The sequence below is a fragment of the Antrihabitans stalagmiti genome (assembly GCF_016482825.1).
Classification (GTDB): domain Bacteria; phylum Actinomycetota; class Actinomycetes; order Mycobacteriales; family Mycobacteriaceae; genus Antrihabitans; species Antrihabitans stalagmiti.
Genome location: NZ_JAEMNV010000005.1, coordinates 53396 through 69283, shown reverse-complemented (window position 1 = coordinate 69283; position 15888 = coordinate 53396). Strand labels below are relative to the sequence as shown.

At 61.8% G+C, this 15888-nt stretch carries 17 protein-coding genes; 5 read left to right on the top strand and 12 right to left on the bottom strand.

Annotated elements, in window-relative coordinates:
* Window positions 1–6: 6 nt before the first annotated feature.
* The 9 genes from JGU71_RS16580 to JGU71_RS16540 all read right to left on the bottom strand — a co-directional run bounded on the left by JGU71_RS16580 (window position 7) and on the right by JGU71_RS16540 (window position 8530).
* Window positions 7–954, bottom strand: a complete 948-nt coding sequence (locus JGU71_RS16580; RefSeq protein ID WP_199705396.1) for a UbiA family prenyltransferase — start codon at window positions 952–954, stop codon at window positions 7–9.
* Between the two features lie 120 nt (window positions 955–1074).
* On the bottom strand, window positions 1075–1992 hold the full coding sequence (locus tag JGU71_RS16575) for an Abi-alpha family protein (protein ID WP_199705395.1): 918 nt from the start codon (window positions 1990–1992) through the stop codon (window positions 1075–1077).
* 2 nt (window positions 1993–1994) lie between these two features.
* Window positions 1995–3119 carry a DUF445 domain-containing protein gene (locus tag JGU71_RS16570; protein WP_307829686.1) on the bottom strand — a complete coding sequence of 375 codons (1125 nt, stop codon included), beginning with the start codon at window positions 3117–3119 and terminating at the stop codon, window positions 1995–1997.
* 456 nt (window positions 3120–3575) lie between these two features.
* A complete protein-coding gene (locus JGU71_RS16565; protein ID WP_199705393.1) occupies window positions 3576–4373 on the bottom strand; it encodes a universal stress protein in 798 nt (265 codons plus the stop codon).
* Window positions 4374–4645: 272 nt separating this feature from the next.
* Window positions 4646–5932, bottom strand: a complete 1287-nt coding sequence (locus JGU71_RS16560; protein WP_307829685.1) for a DUF445 domain-containing protein — start codon at window positions 5930–5932, stop codon at window positions 4646–4648.
* 100 nt (window positions 5933–6032) lie between these two features.
* Entirely contained in the window at window positions 6033–6641 is a 609-nt protein-coding gene (lepB, locus tag JGU71_RS16555) for a signal peptidase I (RefSeq protein ID WP_199705392.1), read from the bottom strand.
* Window positions 6642–6739: 98 nt separating this feature from the next.
* Entirely contained in the window at window positions 6740–6982 is a 243-nt protein-coding gene (locus tag JGU71_RS16550; RefSeq protein WP_199705391.1) for a hypothetical protein, read from the bottom strand.
* A gap of 236 nt (window positions 6983–7218) precedes the next feature.
* A complete protein-coding gene (locus JGU71_RS16545; RefSeq protein WP_199705390.1) occupies window positions 7219–7452 on the bottom strand; it encodes a hypothetical protein in 234 nt (77 codons plus the stop codon).
* A 280-nt stretch (window positions 7453–7732) separates the two neighbouring features.
* Window positions 7733–8530, bottom strand: coding sequence for a universal stress protein (locus tag JGU71_RS16540; RefSeq protein WP_199705389.1), 798 nt, complete (start codon window positions 8528–8530; stop codon window positions 7733–7735).
* 334 nt (window positions 8531–8864) lie between these two features.
* Here JGU71_RS16540 and JGU71_RS16535 point away from each other — a divergent pair, with 334 nt between their 5' ends.
* From JGU71_RS16535 to JGU71_RS16515, 5 genes are read left to right on the top strand one after another with little or no spacing between them, the layout of a single operon-like run.
* Window positions 8865–10139, top strand: a complete 1275-nt coding sequence (locus JGU71_RS16535) for a DUF445 domain-containing protein (protein ID WP_199705388.1) — start codon at window positions 8865–8867, stop codon at window positions 10137–10139.
* A 5-nt stretch (window positions 10140–10144) separates the two neighbouring features.
* Window positions 10145–10963 (top strand): Abi-alpha family protein, encoded by an 819-nt coding sequence (locus JGU71_RS16530; RefSeq protein WP_199705387.1) that lies wholly within the window; start codon window positions 10145–10147, stop codon window positions 10961–10963.
* A 51-nt stretch (window positions 10964–11014) separates the two neighbouring features.
* Complete coding sequence (locus tag JGU71_RS16525; RefSeq protein WP_199705386.1) at window positions 11015–11488, top strand: nuclear transport factor 2 family protein; 474 nt, start codon at window positions 11015–11017, stop codon at window positions 11486–11488.
* Window positions 11488–11904, top strand: coding sequence for a VOC family protein (locus tag JGU71_RS16520; RefSeq protein WP_199705385.1), 417 nt, complete (start codon window positions 11488–11490; stop codon window positions 11902–11904). Before JGU71_RS16525 ends, JGU71_RS16520 begins: the two co-directional genes overlap by 1 nt.
* 41 nt (window positions 11905–11945) lie before the next feature.
* Window positions 11946–12563 carry a pyridoxine/pyridoxamine 5'-phosphate oxidase gene (locus tag JGU71_RS16515; protein WP_199705384.1) on the top strand — a complete coding sequence of 206 codons (618 nt, stop codon included), beginning with the start codon at window positions 11946–11948 and terminating at the stop codon, window positions 12561–12563.
* A gap of 71 nt (window positions 12564–12634) precedes the next feature.
* On the opposite strand, the gene JGU71_RS16510 is transcribed toward JGU71_RS16515, so the two are convergent.
* The 3 genes from JGU71_RS16510 to JGU71_RS16500 form a co-directional block, all read right to left on the bottom strand.
* Window positions 12635–14275: a peptide chain release factor 3 gene (locus JGU71_RS16510; protein ID WP_372433200.1), complete on the bottom strand. Its 1641-nt coding sequence runs from the start codon at window positions 14273–14275 to the stop codon at window positions 12635–12637.
* 131 nt (window positions 14276–14406) lie between these two features.
* On the bottom strand, window positions 14407–14988 hold the full coding sequence (gene pth, locus JGU71_RS16505; RefSeq protein ID WP_199705383.1) for an aminoacyl-tRNA hydrolase: 582 nt from the start codon (window positions 14986–14988) through the stop codon (window positions 14407–14409).
* Window positions 14989–15000: 12 nt separating this feature from the next.
* Window positions 15001–15642: a 50S ribosomal protein L25/general stress protein Ctc gene (locus JGU71_RS16500; RefSeq protein WP_199705382.1), complete on the bottom strand. Its 642-nt coding sequence runs from the start codon at window positions 15640–15642 to the stop codon at window positions 15001–15003.
* Window positions 15643–15888: the final 246 nt, after the last annotated feature.

The following is a 15888-nucleotide window of genomic DNA, read 5'->3' as shown; positions in this document are numbered from 1 at the left end:
CCAGCCCTAGATCCAGCCAACGTACATCACGGCGAACACGATATTGAGGGCCGTGAACATCGACATGAGGAGAACCAGACCCCGCACTACCTCGGGTTGAGTGCGGGCTCTGCCAAGAACGGCGTGATAGGTGCCGAGCAGGATCGGTGCAGCGAGCACCTGCACTGGCAGCATCTGCCGCGGGAAGACGTGGTCGATCGCGCTGAGAAATATCGCGATCGCGCACGCCGCCGCAAACATCGCAAGACCGATGTAGTGGGTCCGGCGATGGCCGAGGCGAACTCCGACGGTGGTGTAGCCGACTTCGACGTCGGCGTCGTAGTCGGCAAGCGTCGTCGGTAGGTAGATGGCGCAGCCGACCAGCAGTCCCTCGACCACCATGATCCAGGGAAACTCGCCGATGGGTCGAACCACGCTCCAGCCGGCCAACATGGCGAGTGCACCCATCGACACCGCGTTGACAGCGACATCCCAACCCGGCCGCGACTTCAGACGGAGCGGCGGGACACTGTATGCCCAGCCGAGCGTCAGCAGCGTGAACATCAGTGCGGCAGTGGACAGATCGACCGTTGCGGCAACAAGCAGGGTAACCGTCGCGGCGGCGTAGGCGACCCAGGTGGCGGTCCGGGGGGACAGCCGCCCGGATGTCAGCGGGGAACCCGCCTTACGCGGATTGTTGAGGTCGCCTTGGAGATCGAAGGCGTCGTTGATGGCAAGTGTTGCAAGCCAGAACAGCGGGCCGATCACGACGACGCCCGTGACGAGTGGGCGGATGTCACCCACGCAATCCGCTGTGAACGGCGTACAGCTGTGCGGCAGGAACTGTCGGGTCGCGAGCACGTAGCCGAGGCAGAAGGGCAGCAGCGACGTGATCCAGACGCTCGGCCGCGAGAGCGCGACCATCTCGTTCACACGTCGAACGAAGGTATTGGTGGGCCGTTCGTCGATAACCACTGCTCACCACCTCGAAACTGTCGGACTCCAAGCTCTGCAACGACGACAACGACAACGTCCGACCGTCCGCGACGTGCGAACGATCGGACGTTGTCGAGGGCGTGCCTGTCGGCGGTGTGGCTAGTGGTGTTTACCCTGGTAAGTGCGCCTGCCCTTGCCGACGATGTTGTCTTCGTAGGCACTGTCGACCCAGCCGCCCGCGTCGTAGCCGTCCATCGTGAAGCACGCTTCGCAGAACTGCTTGCCGAACAGTGACAGGTAGATGCTGCGGTAGATGTCGATCGTCTTCTTGGCTTTGTCGTGAGCTTCGTCAGCGGTCGGATGCGCCGACAGCAACGAGTAACGGCGGTAGTCCTCGACCGGCTCTTCGGAAAAGCGAACCAGGCCAAGACGATTCAAGTTGGCGAGGTAGTGCTGATCACGATCCGGCCAGGCACAGCCTGCCATGTCAGCGATGTAGCTGATACCGCCGGCCAAGCGTTCGGAACCGACGTTGAACGGCGTCTTGGTTCGAACGTCGATCGCAGGCTGTGGACCGGCTACAGCGAGGAAGCGCAGGATGCGTGCTTCGTCCGGTACCAGCGCGTCGAGGATCTGTTTGAACGCCGGATGTTCCTCCCGCGGTTGGTTGGCGACGTTCCACGACATGTCGATGAGGGCGTCACCCTGCAGTTTCAGATCCTTGAACGTCGCACCGCGCTTGCCGGACGAGCTGACACGGTCGTCCATACCGAGGGCATTCCACGCCGCCGAACGCACCTGCTCGACACGATGATCGACGATCTCGGTGATCGGCTCGCCAGCGCTGATCTCGTGCGCGATCTCGTTGGCTGTGTCGATCGAGCCCTTGGTCAGTGCACCCATCGCGCGTAGCAGCGACTTGCCTGCCAACTTGGCCAGGCCGGATGCATCGCTCGGGTTGGTGGAGACACCGGTTTTTGCCAGGTCGCCGAGAAGCCCGGCGCCGCCACTGCTCGAGGTGGCGGCTGCTTCGGTCTCGGTTATTTCTTTGTCGTTTTCTGGGGCAGCGTGAGTCATGATCAGGCTCCAAAAATAAGGATGTGGACGGCACCGACAACAACACCGAGTAGACCGCCGTGCACGTACAGCAGCCACGCGTCCTGTTCGATTGCGGCGTACAACATTTCCATGAACTCACCCGGGGTGAGTTCACGTAGTTTCTGCGACGCGAATTTGTCGAGCTTCTCGGCCTGGAGTTTGCCGAACTCGACGTCTTCGAGCACGCTCGGCGCGAAGTCGAGTGCTGCGCGCTGCGAACCTTCCAGGATCGAATCCAGCTCGCTACCGCCTACGGCGGCTCGAACCATGGTCTTCATCGGTCCGAGGACTCGGGTGATCTCCTGGCCGATGACCGCCTGCAACAGCTTCTGCGTCTTGTCGCCGCGTGGGCCTTCGAGCAGTTCGTGTGCGATGTTGGGGAGTGTGAGCACCTGGTAGGCGATCGCGTGGCCGAAGTCGCCCGCGGCTTCGTGCTGTCGCTTGGCGAACTTGGCCTGCTTCCAGATGTACTTGTAGCGGGGCTGGGGGTCGCCCGGTTCGAACACCATCTTGATGCACAGAATGTTGACGAGAACACCGATGACTGCGGCGCCGATGAGCACCATCAACCAACCCGGCAGTGCCCCGATCAGTGGGATGTAGTGGTAGAAGTGCAGCCAGATCGCCAGCAGAAGGCCGAGTGGGAAACCCATCAGCCCGATGCGAACCATAAACCGAAGTTCGGGGCCACCGAGGCCTTCGATGATGTCCTTGAGGACGCCCGGGTTCTTACGGAGGTAGCCGACGACGAGCAACTTGACGTCGATCAGTTGGTCGACGTTGTCGCCGATCGACTCGAACGCGTGCTTGGTGATCGAGGGCAGTTCCGTGTCGACCCGCTGGTAGAGCACTTCGCGCATCTGCGGTGTGAAGTCCTTCCACAGCGCCGGATGCTGGGTGGCCATTACTTCGTCGACCATGTCGCGCAGCTGCACTTTTGCAAGCACCGCGATGTGTTCGGCGATTGCCTCGGGATCGAGTTCTTGGAAGAAGTCCTTCACATTGCCGATCTTCAGGATGGCTTTGTCGCAACAGATCGCGGCCATTTTTTCGGCTCTAGCAGGTATGAAGCCTTGAAATCCGAGGATGCCTCCCGGTGCGAACACCGGGAGAATTTGCACTTTTCGTGGAAAGAAATTGAATAAAGTTTTGAGGCCGGGGACATAGAAGCCGGTAAATTTCACCGGCGCAAAGAGCATCAAGACTCCGGTCCAGTTCGTCAGTAGCCCCGCGATAGCGCTGAAGATTGGGATGCTGACGATCTCGAGCACAAACTTGCTGTCTGTCAACGCATCCCAGGGGATATTGAACAAGTTGCTAGGTATCTCGGACAAGACGAACGCTCCCTTGTGAACACGTGCAGCTGGGTCGATTGCCAGTAGGACTTATCTTGGACTGCGGCGGTCTGCGCCGTCCTGGAAATGACTCATAAACATTGGTCGAGCGGGGCAGGACAGGCCGGATTGCCCGGTAGTTGCGCAGGCAGGTCGCACCTGTCGATCTCGGCTCGTCTATGGCGACGGCCGAACGGTTTTCCGCCGCCGATCGGGCGGCGGATCTCTTCACACGCGGGTGGTGTTCACCAGCAGCAGATTCGTTTCGATACCGTGCGTCACCTTGTTGGCGACGGAACCGAGCAGGCGAGAGGCGCCGCTCATCCCACGGTTGCCCATGACGACGAGCTCGTACTTCCAGGCTTTGGCGATCAGCGCGCTGCCTGCCTGCGGATCTTCGAAAACCTCGCGTTCGATTTCGACACCGGGGGCGTCGCCCTGGACCTGTTCGGCCGTTTCGGCCAGTGTGCGCTCGCCGTCCGCGACGTTCTTTGCAGCCGTGACCAGGCGCGGAGTTGCGTCGATGCCGACTGCGAGGGCGAGGCCCCTTCGGACGGCCTTCACTGCCGTGTCCGAACCGTCCGTTGCAAGCGCAACGAAATTCCACACCTTCGGCGCTGGTTCGCGCGCGTAGAGCACGTCGGCGAGGCTGTGGTGGGCGAGCTTGTTCGACGTACTTCCGACCAAGCGGCTGGTCGCCTTGGCGAGGCCGGCCGACCCGACCGCGATCAGCGCGTCGGGGTTGGTTGTCGAGGCGGCGATGAGAATGTCGTCGGCGTCGCCCTTGGCAGGCCGGGTGGTTACGTCGGTTGCGCCGATTTCGCGGGCGAGCGCCGCGGCGTCGTCGGTGATACGAACGGCCCAGTCGTGGCCTTTGTCGTCGGGTCCGTTGCTGTCGTCTTCGTACGAGGTGATCACTTCGAGCGGCACCGCCAGTTGTTTGGCGATGAAAGCCCCGATTCGTACGGCTGCGGTGGCGTCTGGAGAGCCGTCCGTTCCGACGATCACCCGCGGATATGACTCCATTTGTTGATCCTTCCGACGCCGGGGAACGGCACAGCAGTCTGGCCCGACTCGATGTATTTCGTGTGGTCATCGACGTTGTGAGCTGGTAATTCTCCCCAGCTCGACGGGGGATGACGCTACCATCGGGCCACTGGCGCGGGGGGCGCATTCGCCCAATTCTTCCGACCGCCAACCGTAGAACCCCACCGTCGCGACGTGAAAAGAATTTGTGAATCGAGTCGCGAACGATTTGGACAGCAAAAAATTGGACGCCCAAGAATCGGGCGCCGAATTTACACGCCGAAGATGGCCAGGTGGAGGAATCCGGCGAATGCTCCGAGAACGCCGCCGTGGACGAACAACAGCCACTCGTCCTGTTTGATCGCAGACCGCAGGAGTTGGACGAAGTCGTCGGGTCCCATCAGGGCCATCTGCTTGGCGATGAATTCCTTGATCTTCGACGACTGCTCGCGACCGAACTCCGCGTCCTCGTAGATCATCGGAGCGAAGGCCGTGACCTCGGTGCTCATCGAGTCCTTGAGGCGGTCGTACTCTTTGCTGCCCATCGCCACTTTGACCATCAAGCGCGCGGGCCCGACGGCTTTGTCCGCCGCCGGTTTCAAAGTGTGTTCGAGCAGTGCCATCGTGCGGTCACCACTCGGTCCGTGCAGCAGCTCGTCGCCGATGTTCTCCAGCGTCATGACCTTCTCGGCGACCATCTCTGCGTACAGCACGGTGATCTCCGGCTGCCGCTTGAGCAGCAGACCTTGGCGCCACGGGCAGAACCACTTCGGGAAAACGGGCTCGAAAATCATGCTGATGCCGATGTAGTTGACGACCCAGCCGATGATGATGCCGCCGACCGGCAGGACGTACCACTCGCGGTGTACGTATTCGAGGAAGAAGACAAGCACGAAGCCCATGGGGACGCCGAAATAGAAGCCGAAGTTCTGCATGAACGTCAGTTCCTTGCGGCCCATGATCATAAAGAGGTCGTTGAGCAGCTGTGGGTTCTGGCTGAAATGCTTGATGACCATCAGCTTGACGTCGATGAGTTCGTCGATGTTCTCGCCGATTTCGACCTTCAGCGCTTCGACGATCTCGGGTAGCTGTTGCTTGATCCTGGCGTGGATCGCCTCTTTGATCGGACTCGGTAGGTTACGCCACAGCGTCGGATTTTCGCGCTCGATGATCTTCTCGACGACGCCACGGATTTCGGCTTCGGCAACTGTCGTGAAATGGGCGGCGATCTGGTCCGGATCCATCGTTCGATAGAAGTCCGACACCCCGCCCAGTTTGGAAAGACCTTTGTCGACCGCGAGGCTGGCCATCTTGTCCGCCCGCGACGGCACAATGCCCTGCCAGCCGATCTTGCCGTCGGATCGAATCAGCGGCAGGACCTGGATCTTCTTGGGTAGCAGCGGGAACAGCGTCTTGAGTCCCGGCACTTTGAAGCCGTAGAAGGTCAGCGGCTTGAACAGCATCAACACGCCTGTCCAGTTGGTGATGTAGCCGATGATGCCGGTGAACAACGGCACTGTGATCAGCTCCATCAACAGTGTGTTGTATTGGTGCAGCACCTGCGCCTCCTGCTACGTACGACGGAGCGAGAGCGTCCGTGAGATCGGCTGCGGTCAAACTAGCACCCGTACCTCGGCGGCCCGTCGACTACGGCCTTGCTCAGGTAGCCGGGCGTAGCGTGACCCCGGCAGGTATACGTCCGATGGCGCCGATCGGATACACCCGCCAGGCCGCAGTGTTGCGTACCAGCTCGACCGGTGCCCAGCCATGCCCGCGCGAGTCGTCGGAGGCGGCGAAATTGTCTCCGATCAGGAAGAGCATTCCGTCCGGAACAAGTTGTGGTGTAACGACATTCGTCATCTTCCCAGCCGCTGTGCAGCAGTTGCTCGCAGTGGGTCCCCAGCGTGCGTTCCACGCCGGGTTGTCGACGATCTGCCATGGGCCCATACCGCCGGGTTGGACGGAGACGATCCCGGTGCGGATTCCTACCTTCTCGATCTTGACGCGATCGCCGGGTAGGCCGATCACCCGCTTGACCACCTGCGCGCCGTTGGTCGAGAACTTTGCGACGACGATGTCGAAACGGTCGATTTCAGGATCGGACCACGGATCGACGACGATGCGGTCGCCGTCGGACAGGGTCGGCGTCATGCTGACGCCGCTGACCGGAACCGAGACGAGGATGGATCCGGCGACCAGAGCCAGGGCAGCCGCGACGACAGCTCCGATGGCGATCAACAGCCGTCGTAACCCAGTGTGGGCAGGCACTCGACCTCCGGATTCCGATCGGCGCAACTGGATGTCGGCTGCGACGAATGAACCCCAAAGCTAGCAGCGGAGGTGTCCCGGTTGCCCTTCTTGCTTCGCTACTTGCTGTGTACGAGCTCGCGTCGAGGCTGCTCGGACAGCGGGGTCGAGACCGGAGGTGCGCTCGCCCTGCGCCGGAACGGGGCCGCGATGCTCGCCCGCATGCTCGCCCACGTGCGGCTCGGCACGAACAGCAACAGCCAGACCGCGATCATCGCGGGCACCACGAGCCACACGTTGCGCCAGGCGAAATCCACGACGGCGAAGAAGAACGCGATAATTACGATCGGAATTCCGGACATCTTTGCCTCCAAGGGGCGAATTTCTTCCATTGGAACGCGGCATCGTTGCTCGGGCGCTCTTGTTCTGTACAACGCCATTGTCCAGCGCAGACAGCTCTTTTAGAAAGTAAAAGCGAGTGCATTCACAATGCACCCCTGCATTGTGAGCGCGCGCACAATCGCCATTTTCTGAAACGACCTCTGGACGCAAATACACCCCCGGTCTCGGACCGGGGGTGTAAATAGAACTCGTCGGGTTAGCGGCTGTATGCGACCCGCTTGTCGAGGGATACGCGGGCCGTTGCCGGCTCTGCGTTCGATCCGCCGAACAGTCCGGCGATCGAGGTACGCATGCTCGACCAGGTTTCGTTCGGGACGAACAGCAGCAACCATGCGATCACCAGGACGGGGACGACCAGCCATGCATAGGTCCACGCGAGGCTCATGGCGCCGAAAAAGTAGCCGACGATGAGAACTGGAACCGAGGACATGGTGTCTCCTTTGTCAGGATTGCGGATGAACGACCTGGGGTTGTCCCGTATCGCTCATTGCCTTGTGCAACCAAGTCTCGGGTCCGCGCAATCCGGATGGAAGGGGAATGAGACCGCCCTCTCATCGACCCCCCGTGGCGTGACCTGCGCAACACGGCGCGGCACAAAACGCGCTCTAGCTGGGGTTATCGGCGCGGATGCAGTTTATGTAACCGCGCGAAACGTCTACCGTGCGGCGAGCGTCACAGCATCGGCCGACAGCGGTACCGCTGACCGAACGTCAGTCCGACGAGGTGTTCACGAGCAGTAGGTTCGTCTCCAGGCCGTGTGTGACCTTGTTTGCGACCGAACCGAGCAGCCTCGATGCCCCACTCATGCCGCGGTTGCCGATGACCATCAAGTCGTAGTCCGGGCCTGCCTCGACGAGTGCCTTGGCAGGCAGCAATCCGATCAGCACGTCACGAACGAGTTCGGTATCGGGCTCGTCGAACTCGAGTTCACCGATACTCGCCGACATCAGTCGTTCGCCCTCTTCCTGATCTTTCGCGACCGTGACGAGGTGCGGGGTTGCCCCCATCGCGTGCGCCAGTTGCATTCCGCGCCTGACCGACTGACGTGACGTCGTCGATCCATCCGTGGTGAGGGCGATCGACTGCCAGCGTGCAGGCAACGTGTGGTGGGCGAACAAGACGTCGGACTCGCTGTGGTGCGACAGGCGGTTGGCGACGCTGCCGAGCACGCGGTCCTTCGCGTTGCCGAGGCTTGCGCCACCCACGATCAGAAGTGAATCGGGATGGTCCGCACTCACCGCAACCAGCTGGTCCGCCGGGGTTCCCGTGGGTTGCAGTACAGAGACATCCGTCACGCCGAGCGAGCGCAGCTTTGCCTGCGCGGTCTCGGAAGCCTCGCGTGCCCACTCGAAACTCTGCGGTTCCGGAACGTTCGTGTAGCCGTCCCACACCGTCACGACCGTGACGCCGACAGCGAGCCCGACGGCGAGAGCCGCACCCAGTTCTATCGCGACCTCGGAATCCGAACTTCCGTCTGCCCCGACCAAAATGCCTGGATACGCGTCCATTCCGCTCGTCCTTTTCACTGTCGCCACCGCAGGCCGCAATACTGCCGGTCTCGTTCTGATCGATTGTTACTGCAGTTCGGAAAGCCCCTGATCGACACCGGTACGGCGCGACTCGACGCTACCACCAGGGCACGGCGAGCCGGTGTCGAATGTCGATGCAGAGCGCCCGGTGGCAATGGCCTACCACACATCCGCGAAATGGGGAATCGGGGGATGGGCACGGTAATGTTCGCGTGCGTCTACCGCGGCCGCAGTTGTTTCTACCACGCCCGGTGAACGGTGAATGGAATCAGGGCGACCGGCTCGAGAATGATAGTTCGGAGGTGCGTAGTTCGTGGACCATCACCTGTTGATGGAGCTCATCACCATCCCGTTGTTCACGGGAGTCATCGGGTACATCACGAACTGGACAGGCGTCCTGATGTTGTTCGTGCCGATCGAGTTCAAAGGGTTTCACCTTCCCGGCCTCAAGTTCTTGTTCCCCTATTGGCCGCGACGAGTGCAGGTCCTTCCCGTATTCAAGGACGGTCACCGCTTCGGATGGCAAGGGATGGTGCCCTCACGTGCGGAGAAGATGGCGAGCATCGCCGTCGACAAGAGCCTTGTGAAGGTCGGCAATATCTCCGACTTCTACCGCGAGCTCGATCCCGACAGCATCGCCCAACATTTCGCGCAGACGTTTCTGCCGCAGATCCGCGCCGTCGTCGACAGCATCATGATCAAAGAAAATCCTCGGCTCTGGTACAACCTGCCGAATTTTGCGAAAGAAGTCGTCTACAAGAAAGTCGAAGACGATCTTCCCGCGAATGCGACAAAGATTGCGGATCAGATCGGCGAACATCTCGAAGAATTGATCGACGCGAAGTACATGGCGATTCGAATTCTCACCGAGAACCCCAAACTGCTCAACGACATCTTCAGAACGATGGGCGCAAAAGAACTGCGTTTCATGCAGAACTTCGGCTTCTACTTCGGACTGCCGTGCGGCTTCGTCCTCGTCGGCGTGTTGCAACTGCTGCCGCACTGGTGGGTGTTGCCGATCGGCGGAATCATCATCGGGTGGGTCGTCAACTACATCGGTCTGACGATGATCTTCGAACCACTCGAACGCAACAAATGGGTGCCATGGAAGCAAGGGCTTCTGCTCAAGCGGCGAGACGAGATCGCGGTCGGATTCGGTGAGACGTTCTCCAAACACGTGATCACGCTCGACAACATCAGCCAGGAACTGCTGACCGGTCCGCGCTCGGATCGCTCTCTGTTGTTGCTGGAGAACACGATGCGCGACACGGTCGACGAAGCTGTCGGTCGTGCCCGATTCGCGGTCAAGACAGCGGTCGGCAGCAAAGAGTACGAGCGGATGAAGGCCGCGGTGATGCCTGCAGCGCTGGAATTTATGCCGCAGATCTTGAACGACCCGGAGTTTGCCGACCAACAGGCGAAGAAGATCAGCACATTCGTGCAAACTCAGATGAGTAAGCTCAGCAACAGAGACTTCGGTGAGCTGCTTCGTGCAGCAGTCAAGCAAGACGAGTGGTTGCTGTTTGTTCATGGTGGTGTACTTGGAGCCTTCGCCGGGTTCCTTCATCTAGCGATATTTCCGATGTGAGAATGATGAGCAACGAGATAGCACTGAACGGGCAGCGTCAGATCAGCAACGAGGCACGCCTCATACGCGGTGGCTTCAGGCTTGCGAGCCTGCTCGCGGGATCGGCGCTTCGCGCTACGGGATCCGCGGTGGACGTCGGTCGGCAGATCGTGCAGGCCGCGATGGACGGCGAATCCAACCAGGAGATCGCGGAGCGGGCAGGCTCGGCGATTCGGTCGCTGGCACGCAACACGCTCGGCGTCACCGACGCCTCGGTTCGCGAAATCGTTTCCTACGTCCCGTCCGGACTCGGTTCGTCGCCGACTCAGCCGATGCAGGCGATAACGGCGCGTGCCACCTCGGATCAATTGCGGATGCGTGGCGAAGCGCTTCTTGCGCAATCGGCCGACGTGTACAGCTCCGACGACCTGCACCCGGCTTTCGACCGAATTCTCGAAGAATTGGCTCCCGACGAAGCACGCATTCTTCGGTATCTCGCGATGAACGGTCCGCAGCCGTGCGTCGACGTGCGCACCAATCGTCCGCTCGGAATCGGCTCGGAAACCATCGCGTCCAATCTCAGCATGGTTCCGGAGAAGGCGGGTTGCCGTCGTCCCGAACGCGCGAAGTCCTATCTCGTGAACCTCGTTCGACTCGGTTTGGTCTGGGTTTCCGACGAGCCGACCGAACTGAGTTTGTACATGGTCGTCGAAGTGCAGCCCAATGTTGCGGACGCGATGAAGAAGGCCGGTCGCGTTCCCAAGATCGCTCGCAAGAGCATGCGGCTGTCCGCATTCGGCGAGGATTTCTGCGAAACCTGCTTCCCGGTCGAAAAGCACAGCTGAACTTTGTAATTCGGCTATCGATATCCGGTCGCGGGTGAGATGGTATGCAGCATGGACCTCGAGGCCGTTGCGGCCATCAGTCGACTGAAGTATCGCTATCTTCGTTGCCTCGATACTAAATCTTGGGACGAATTCGCCGACACCCTCACCCCTGACGCGACCGCTACCTACGGGGTCGACCTGCAATTCGAGTCGCGGGACGCTCTCGTCGATTTCATGCGCAATACGTTGGGCCCGCACGTGATTACCGAGCACCACTGCGATCATCCCGAGATCGATATCGATGGCGAAACAGCCACCGGCATCTGGTATCTCGCGGACACCGTCCTGATCCCCGAACACAACATGGTGCTGCGCGGCGCCGCCTTCTACTCCGACCGGTACGTCCTGTGTGACGACGGCGAGTGGCGAATCGCCCACACCGGCTACGAGCGCACCTACGAGGTTGTGGTCTCGCTCAAGGATGTGCCGAGCTTCCAGCTGACGTCCAATCGCTGGGCGATGCACCAGCCACGGTCGGCGTGATGACGTCGCCTGCGGACTTTCCTCGACCGGGTGCCCTGCCCTATCTGACGGTTCGTGGTGCGCAGGCGGCGATCGACTGGTACCGAAGTGCGTTCGGCGCCACTGTGATCGGTGATCCGATCGTGATGGACGACGGCCGGATCGGGCATGCCGAACTGCAGTTGCCGAGCGGTGTGGTCTACCTGGCCGAGGAGTTTCCAGAGATGGGCCTCACTGCGCCGGAGTCCGGGTCGACGTCGGTGAGCCTGATGCTTCCGGTCGCCGATACCGACGTGGTGCTCCAGCGCGCGCACGATGCGGGCGGAACCGTCGAGCGGTGGATCTCCGAAGGCCACGGTCGACGAAACGCGACGCTGATCGATCCGTTCGGCCATCGCTGGATGTTGAGCGGTCCGCCGAAAGCCGGGTCCGATTGAGTGCGTCCCGCGACGTTCGCGCCTGGTTGCGGACGGTTCCGATGGCGCAGCTCGTCGAGGACGGACGTAGTGAACCCGATCCCGACGCAGTCCCCGACGCGGTCTTTCTCGACTGGCTCGGGCACGCGATCGATGCGGGTGTCGCCGAGCCGCATGTAGCGGTGTTGGCCACCGTCGATGGTTCCGGTGCGCCGGACGCACGGGTGTTGTTGTTGCGGGACGTCACAGCGGACGGTTGGTGGTTCTCCGGTCCGTCGTTCTCGCCCAAAGGGCGGCAGCTTGCCGCCAATCCTGCTGCGGCGCTGACGTTCTACTGGAGTTCGGTCGGTCGCCAAGTACGCATCGCAGGCCGGGTGAGCGAAGGCTCGGCCGCTGCCGTTGCGCGTGATTTTCACGAGCGGTCGCGAACCGCGAAGGCTGTGGCTACGGCAAGCAGGCAGAGCGAGGTGCTCAGCAACGAGGGTGACTATGCAGCGCGTGTCGACGAGGCGGCGACCGAGCTCGACGACCATCCGGATCAGGTACCCGAACATTGGCGAGCCTGGTGCCTCGAAGCCGACACGGTCGAGTTCTGGCAAGCCGAACCGGGCCGACGTCATCAGCGCTGGCGCTATCGGCGCACGTCCGATGGCTGGCTCCGGGAGACACTGTGGCCGTAAGGGCGCTCCGCGCCTCGTGAGTCCTTTTGGTGGGCGGGCGCGCCGAAAAGACGCACGACCGGCGCCGCGGCCTAGTCGGCCGCAGCGACCAGCGGTTCGAGGGTGAGTTCCGGCATTTCCTTCTGGATGTACTGCAGTCGCCACTTGTCGCTGACGAGTGCGAGGAGCACACCGTCGGACCGGGTGAAGACTTCGACCCCGCGCTGGCGACCCAACTCGTCCGCCGATTCCGCGTCGGTGCGCCGAGCGATCCCGTAGCCGAGCGGTTCCATCCGTGCCTCGACGTTGAACTCCGCCTTCATACGAGCGGAGACGACCTCGAACTGCATCGGCCCGACCGCAGCAAGCACCGGCGCGGCGTCGCCACGAATCTCGTTGCGTAGCACCTGAACAACGCCTTCGGAATCGAGCTGGTCGACCGCCCGCCTGAACTGCTTGTACTTGCTCGCGCTCTCGGCACGCAACACAGAGAAATGCTCGGGAGCGAACGACGGGATAGGCGGATACTCGACCTTCTTGTCCGCATACAGCGTGTGGCCCGGTGCCAGTGCAGTGGCATTGACCAGTCCGACGACGTCGCCCGGATACGCACTCTCGACCGTCGATCGCTCGCGGCCGAACACCGTCTGCGCGTACTTGGTCGTGAACGGTTTGCCTGTCTGGGCATGGGTGACGACCATGCCGCGCTCGAACACTCCCGACACGATGCGCATAAACGCGAGGCGGTCGCGATGGGCGGCATCCATGCCGGCCTGCACCTTGAATACAACAGCGCTGAACGGATCGGTGACCTCACGTTCCCGACCGTCGATTGCCGCGCGCCCGCGTGGTGGCGGCGCCAGCTCGATCAAAGTGTCCAGGATCTGACGGACGCCGAAGTTCAACATCGCCGAGGCGTAGATGACCGGTGACGTCTGTCCAGCGAGGAACAATTCTTCGTCGTGGTCCTGGCCGGTCGCGGAGAGCAGCTCGCTCTCCTCGGCAGCCGTCTCCCACTCTTCGCCCTCGCGGATCGCGGCGGCCTCGGCAGTCAAGATTTCCTCGGGCGCGATAGTCGCTCCGCCTGCGGTACGCGTGAAGCGGATGTACTCGGTGGCGACGCCGTCCTCGCCTCGACGCAGCAGCCCACGGAAATCGCCGGCAATGCCGACAGGAAGAAACAGGGGAGTCGGGACGAGGCCGATACGTTCGTTGATCTCGTCGAGCAGTTCCAGCGGCGCCCGACCCGGACGGTCCCACTTGTTGATCACGGTGATCACCGGAATGCCGCGATGCTTGCAGACCTGGAAGAGCTTCAAGGTCTGCGGTTCCAGACCCTTCGCGGCGTCGATGAGCATGACCGCGGCGTCGACGGCGGTGAGGACGCGGTAGGTGTCCTCGGAGAAGTCGGAGTGACCAGGGGTGTCGACGAGGTTGATCACGTTGTCGACCGAACTGCCCGCGGAACGGTAATTGAACTGCAGCGCAGTCGAACTCACCGAGATACCGCGAGCCTTCTCCATCTCCATCCAGTCGGACACCGTGGACCTACGGCCCGCTTTACCGTGGATCGCGCCGGCTTCGGAGATGACTTTTGCATGCAGCGCAAGGGCTTCGGTGAGCGTCGACTTACCAGCGTCGGGATGCGAGATGACCGCGAACGTACGACGACGCGACACTTCCTCCGCAAGGACCTGCGAAGCTTTGCCCTCGCTCCGCTCCACCGGCGCAATATCCCCCTCGCTCCGCTCCACCGGTGCACCGTCGGCGGCGTCGTCAGCGAACACGTCGGCCGAATCGGGCGGGGTAGTCACGGGAGGTCCTCTTCGTAGGTGAAGCAGTCAGGTGTCGAGGGTAGTCCGACTCAGTGCAGTCGGTTCTGCGCGGCTTCCAGGCCGACCTGCAGCAGCAGCTCGACGGCGTCGGCAGCTTCTTCACAGACGACACCCAGATCTTTGCGCTCCGCAGTGGAGAACGGCTTCAGCACATAGCTGGCGGGATCCATCCGGCCCGGTGGACGACCCACACCGAAGCGCACGCGCAAGTAGTCCTTCGTTGCGAGCGAGCTCGAGATCGAGCGGAGCCCGTTGTGGCCACCTTCGCCGCCGCCGAGCTTGAGCCGAACGGTTCCGAAGTCCAGGTCGAGTTCGTCGTGGACGACGACGATGCTGCCCGGATCGATGGAGAAGAATCGGGCGAGCGCAGCCACCGGCGGGCCGGACACGTTCATGTACGAGCGCGGCTTGGCGATCACAACTTTGCGATCGCCGAGCCGCGCTTCGACAACATCTGTGCCGGACTTCTTGTGCACGCCAAATGTGCTCGCCGAGCGAGCTGCCAGAACGTCGGCGACCATAAATCCGGCGTTGTGGCGGGTGTTCTCGTACTGCGCACCCGGATTGCCCAGCCCGACAACGAGCGCTGAGCCCGTTGTCGGATCGGACATGGGCAGTGGGTTCTAGCCTTCTTCGGAGTCGCTCGAGGCGTCGGCAGCGTCGCCTTCGCCCTCGGCGCCTTCGCCTTCAGCCTCTTCGGTCTCTTCTTCTTCCTCGGCCTGCGGTGCGACAACGTTGACGATCAGCGTCTCGGGGTCGGCCTGCAGCGTCGAACCCTTCGGCAGCACAAGCTCGCCTGCGAGGACCTGGGTGCCGATCTCGAAGCCTTCGACCGAGACCTCGATCTGCTCAGGGATCGACATGACGTCGGCCTCGATGGAGATGGTGTTCGCGTCCTGTGCGACAACGGCACCGGGTGCGGCGTCGCCTGTGACGACGACGGGGATGTCGACGGTGACCTTCTCGCCCTTCTTGATCACGAGGAGGTCGGCGTGCTCGATGTAGCGACGGATCGGGTGAACGACGACCGACTTGGTGAGCGCGATCTGCTCCTTGCCCGCGATGTCGAGGTGGAGCACGGCGTTGGTGCCGTTGTCGCGCAGAACCTTTGCGAACGAACGGGAATCCAACGCGAGGTGCTGCGGATCGGTCTGGTGGCCGTAGAGAACGGCGGGAACCTGGCCGGCACGACGGGTACGACGCGCAGCGCCCTTACCGAACTCGGTGCGGACGATGGCTTCGAGACGATTGACGTCTGAGGACATGATGAAACGGCTCCTAGAACTTCGATTTACGATCCGGCAATGGTCTACTCGTCTCGGCAGAGTGGACAGACGAGGACAGGACGGCCGGGGAGCCGTGTCCGCGTCGATCACGGTGAGCGAAGCAAGCTGACACTTCGCAGTCACCCTCGCCGAGACAACGCGAGAACTTTACCGCATCGCTCGTTGGCGTTGTTAACCGGTGTGTTCTACCTGCGACGACACGAATTCGGTTGCTTCGGTTCGAGC